This window comes from Micromonospora sp. D75 (genome assembly GCF_018070405.1).
Classification (GTDB): Bacteria; Actinomycetota; Actinomycetes; order Mycobacteriales; family Micromonosporaceae; genus Micromonospora; species Micromonospora chalcea.
In genome coordinates, this window is the sequence record NZ_JAGPXV010000834.1 from 1 (window position 1) to 2,102 (window position 2,102).

Annotated in this window: 2 protein-coding genes and 1 riboswitch; both genes read right to left on the reverse strand. The window is 73.1% G+C overall.

The genetic code is table 11. The features are described 5' to 3' along the window. On the reverse strand, positions 1-747 hold a 747-nt coding region (locus tag KBX39_RS29685), incomplete at its 3' end, for a peptidase (RefSeq protein ID WP_210873698.1). A gap of 97 nt (positions 748-844) precedes the next feature. Then, a riboswitch (cobalamin riboswitch) is annotated at positions 845-981 on the reverse strand. A 201-nt stretch (positions 982-1,182) separates the two neighbouring features. Further along, a partial coding sequence (locus tag KBX39_RS29690; protein WP_210873700.1) for an alkaline phosphatase PhoX occupies positions 1,183-2,102 on the reverse strand: 920 nt, incomplete at its 5' end.

The following is a 2,102-nucleotide window of genomic DNA, read 5'->3' on the forward strand; positions in this document are numbered from 1 at the left end:
GAAGCCGCCGTCGGCACGCTGAACGGACACCAGCCAGCGCAGCCCGGCGGCGGCGTCGGCCGGACGGTCCGCGGCGCGCAGCGCCTGCGTCACGAGCGCGGTGGCGTCCACGTCGGACGTGCAGACCGGTTGGGCGGGCAGCAGCGGGTAGCCGCCGTCCGGGCATCGGGTGCCGGCCAGCCAGGCGGCCGCCGCCGGAGGCGCCCCGGCCGCCGTACGGTCCAGCGCCAGCAGCGCGAAGGACTGGCTGAACGCGTTGCTGTAGTCGCCATACGCGGACCGGTCGCTGAACCGGCCGGCCGGCGTCTGGAGCGAACGCAGCCGGGCGATCAGGTCCACCCCGCCGACGTCGGCCGGGTCGCCGCCGCGCACCTGCACGGCGAGGGCGAGCTTGGCGGTCGCGCCCGCGTACGCCTCGGAGACGCCGTCGCCGAGATAGCCGTCGCGGATGTCCGGCCGGGTGACCCAGGCCAGCGCGCCGGCGCCGTGGTCGTCGGCCACGCCGGCGGCGGCGAAGGCGAACACGGCGTCGAGGGTCAGCCCCTGGTCGGGGTAGGCGACACCGTCGAAGACCGCCTCGAAGCGTTCGCCGTCGACGAGTTGCCGGGCGAGCCAGCCGGCGGCGGCCTCCGGGCGGGTGAGGGCGGCGCGCCCGGGGGCGGCGACGGCCGGTGTGGTGAGGGTGAGGGCGGCGAGTACGCCGCAGAGGAGCGCGAGCAGGCGGTGCCGGCTTCGGCGGACGACCATCGGAAGCGCCTTTCCGGCCCGGCGGTCGTCGAAAGCCCGGACGACCGCAGTACGCGGGGTCGTCCGGGACTCCGACCCGTGGGCCACGACGGGTGGGGAGCGGATGCACGCGTACGACGGGTATTCGGGCTCGCCGCCGCAGAGTTCCCTGGGCGGCCTACCGTTGCGGGCCAGCGCCGGATTTCGACCGGTCTTCCCCCGCACGTACACGCGGTGGTTCAGTTGTCGCGACAGTCTGCTGTGGCCGGTGCGCCGATGTCAATGCGCCAGGAACCGGCCACGTGCCGTGACGGCCGGCGGAATCGGCGGTTTCACACCCCGACGTCGAGAGGCCGTCGTCCCGGCGCGTCCGCGTGGAGCACGCCGGTGAAGGACGCCCGGTGAGGACCGGGCGTCCCTCACCGTGTGGTCACTGTCGGCGGGACCGGGAGCCGGTCAACGGCGGAACGGACCGGTGACGCAGTAGGTGATGCCGCCGGACGACGAGCCGGTCGTGCCGCGTTGCGAGGAGAAGTACAGCCGGTCCCCCGCCGGGGTGAACGCCGGCCCGGTGATCTCCGAACCGCTCTGTCCGGTGATCCGCAGGAAGACCGAGATCTTGTCGTCCGGCGTGATCATGCAGATCTCCATGTTGCCGCCGTCCTCGGCGACGTAGAGGTCACCTGCAGTGGACCCGGTGATGTTGTCGACGCCGGTCAGCGGAGGGGTGCCCGGACTGACCAGGTTGTCGTCGTAGGCGAGCTCGTACGTGCCGGCCGCCAGGTTGACCTGCCACACGCGGTTGTCGCCCTTCGTGGTGAACCAGACGGTGTCGTCCGCGTAGTGACAGCCCTCGCCACCGTTGAACGTCTTCGCGCCGGACACCTGCTGCCGGGTCGGGGTGGGCGAGCCGTCCGGGTCGGGCACCGTGGCCCAGGTGAACGTGCCGGAGGTGGCCGTACCGGCGCGGAGGACCTGGAGGGTTCCGGCGGACAGGTCGCCCCAGGTGGCCGGCACGAAGCGGTAGAACTTGCCGTCGGTCTCGTCCTCGGTCAGGTAGACGACCCGGCGGACCGGGTCGGCCGCGGCCGCCTCGTGCTTGAACCGGCCCAGCGCGGGACGCGCCACCGCGGTCCCGCCGAGGGGGTACGTCTCGAAGACCCGGCCCAGGGACACCTCCTCGCAGGAGAGCCAGGTGTTCCAGGGCGTCTTGCCACCGGCGCAGTTGTTGTTGGTGCCGGAGAGGATCCGCGACGCCCCGACCACGGCGCCGCTGGAGTTGAAAACGAGTCGTGAGGCGCCGCCACCCGCACCGGCCGACACCTCGGAGTTCGACACGTAGATCCAGCCGGTGCCGTTCGGGAACACGGCGCCGC